The 1,944-nt window shown below is 41.4% G+C and carries 4 protein-coding genes and 1 pseudogene; 2 read left to right on the plus strand and 3 right to left on the minus strand.

Annotated elements, in window-relative coordinates; translation table 11 throughout:
- Together RH46_RS10970 and RH46_RS10975 are read right to left on the minus strand one after the other, a co-directional pair.
- Positions 1 to 356: pseudogene (locus RH46_RS10970) on the minus strand (ABC transporter substrate-binding protein); the annotation flags it as partial.
- A 201-nt stretch (positions 357 to 557) separates the two neighbouring features.
- A complete protein-coding gene (locus tag RH46_RS10975; protein ID WP_006879512.1) occupies positions 558 to 1,004 on the minus strand; it encodes an META domain-containing protein in 447 nt (148 codons plus the stop codon).
- 195 nt (positions 1,005 to 1,199) lie between these two features.
- Between RH46_RS10975 and RH46_RS10980 the strand changes: the two genes are divergently transcribed.
- Together RH46_RS10980 and RH46_RS21805 are read left to right on the plus strand one after the other, a co-directional pair.
- Positions 1,200 to 1,448, plus strand: coding sequence for a DUF1289 domain-containing protein (locus tag RH46_RS10980; RefSeq protein ID WP_006879513.1), 249 nt, complete (start codon positions 1,200 to 1,202; stop codon positions 1,446 to 1,448).
- A gap of 72 nt (positions 1,449 to 1,520) precedes the next feature.
- Positions 1,521 to 1,703 carry a DUF1289 domain-containing protein gene (locus tag RH46_RS21805; RefSeq protein WP_071985914.1) on the plus strand — a complete coding sequence of 61 codons (183 nt, stop codon included), beginning with the start codon at positions 1,521 to 1,523 and terminating at the stop codon, positions 1,701 to 1,703.
- A gap of 11 nt (positions 1,704 to 1,714) precedes the next feature.
- Here the strand turns inward: RH46_RS21805 and RH46_RS10985 are convergent, their stop codons facing one another.
- The gene (locus RH46_RS10985) at positions 1,715 to 1,936 is read right to left on the minus strand and encodes a hypothetical protein (RefSeq protein ID WP_040895660.1); all 222 of its coding nucleotides are present in this window, start codon (positions 1,934 to 1,936) and stop codon (positions 1,715 to 1,717) included.
- Positions 1,937 to 1,944: the final 8 nt, after the last annotated feature.

A 1,944-nucleotide genomic window follows, 5' to 3' on the forward strand; every position in this document is an offset into this window, starting at 1 on the left:
GTAGTAAAAGGTCCAAACAGCAGTTGGTTATCTTTCATTGATTTAAAGTTCTCGCCGTTGATCCAAACCATATCAACGCTACCACCACTGTTTTTACCCGCTGCTTTTTCTGCGATAAGGCGAGTGGTAGTTTCAGCAATATCGGTTACCTTAACGTGTTGAAGAGTTACACCATATTGGCTCTGTAACTGGCTATTTGCCCACTGAAGATAGCGGTTAATCTCTTGGCTTCCTCCCCAGGCATGAAAGTAGACTGTTTGTCCTTTTGCCTGCTCGACAGTGTGTTGCCAAGTGTCAGAAGCGTATGAAGAAATCGAAACGAGTAGTGATGATAATAAAGTGATCAGCCTTGTCATAATGGTCCCTGTTAGTTGAATATTTAGATCGGCCAGATACTCAGACCGGAACAATTCAATTATTCATTCATTATGACTGAAAAAAGATAGGTTTATTATATATTTGAGGTATTTGTTGGCGGATTGTGTAAAAAGTGAGTAGCAAAAAGTAAAAAAGCAGCCAATCTGGCTGCTTTTTAGATTTAATGACCTAGCGTGTGATTAGTTTTTCCAATCGCTAAGCTTGAAGGTAAGAGTATGAACGTCATTCTTCAGAACCATAGAATCATTAGTCAGAGTCATGTCGCTCCAATCAGATAGCGTCTGAGAGAAAGCTTGTTCAACGTCCATCACATCACCAACACACATCTTCATAGTCATACCCATTTTTTCGATGCGGAATTGGTTGTCTTTTAATTCTGCCTGACCGAAGAAGTTGTTACATCCAGCGTTACCGTTGGCTGTCATCTTCTCACCAACTTCCAGACGCGGTGCTTTTTGACGGCCCTCTAGAACAATATCTTTACCGTCAATGCTAACCAACTCCCAGTTGTGGTGCTGGAGATCTTGAGCTGTAATTTGTTTCACATCGTCACCATTGCTTGCACATGCGGTCACTACAACTGGTAGGGTAATTGCTGCAAGTAACATTTTTGGACTAAGCTTCATAATAAATCAACTCCAATAATTAGATAGATAAGCCTTAGCTTCGGCTTTGATGGTTGCAGTATAAATAATAAAACACTGTTTTTGTCAGCGTTGAGTCATAGTTTGGTCTGAATCACATATTGGAACTTATTGATAAACATCCAATTATAGATGCCGTAGAGTGTAATTTGTGCTTTTTAGCAAATGGGTGACCGTTTGGAACAGTTAGAGTTTTTTGTCGTACCAAGTCCTTGCGTAGGCGTGTGCACAGTAGATGAAAAAGGCTACTGTCGTGGTTGCATGCGTAAGAGAGACGAACGCTTTAACTGGCTTAATATGACTCCGGCACAACAACTACATATCATCAAGTTATGTCGTCAACGCTACCTGAGAAAAATCAAACGAGACCAGGCTAACGTCGCTGAGCAAAAAATAGACGATAGCCCGCAACAAGATCTTTTTTAAAATCAACTACTTTACAGCTTTCTCAATTGCCGCTATACCTTAAGTATCGTGTACTGTATTTAAAGGTGTAGTATGGATATACGAAATCAAACGCAAAACCCATGTATTGGCTATTGCCAAGCGGATTCTAAAGGTTTCTGTTTAGGTTGTGGTCGCACTCGTGAAGAACGCTATCTGTGGTACCAACTTAGTGAAATCGAGCAAAGAGAGATCCTACAGAGAATCTGCGTACAATCCCTCTCTCCGCTTAAATAACCACTTTCGCTCTATTTTAATGACCAACGGTCGCTAACCCAGCCACCTGCATGCTCATCAAAATGACTACCAGAGAATCGATGGTTAGCCTCTGAATGCTTTTCGCATTCTGGTTGTTCGTCCATCAAATGCTGAATATAACTCGCCATTGGATCACCGCTTTTCAGCCGCTCTTGCCTGGTGGCAACTTCTTTAATCAACTGAAGACGGTATGAGTTACTAGCACGTTTCATGCGGTGAT

It is taken from the genome of Vibrio brasiliensis LMG 20546 (assembly GCF_000189255.1).
GTDB classification, from domain to species: domain Bacteria; phylum Pseudomonadota; class Gammaproteobacteria; order Enterobacterales; family Vibrionaceae; genus Vibrio; species Vibrio brasiliensis.

Coding starts and splice junctions, on each gene's coding strand:
- RH46_RS10985 (WP_040895660.1), bottom strand. CDS start 1,936: ATGAAACGTGCTAGTAACTCATACCGTCTTCAGTTGATTAAAGAAGTT.
- RH46_RS21805 (WP_071985914.1), top strand. CDS start 1,521: ATGGATATACGAAATCAAACGCAAAACCCATGTATTGGCTATTGCCAA.
- RH46_RS10975 (WP_006879512.1), bottom strand. CDS start 1,004: ATGAAGCTTAGTCCAAAAATGTTACTTGCAGCAATTACCCTACCAGTT.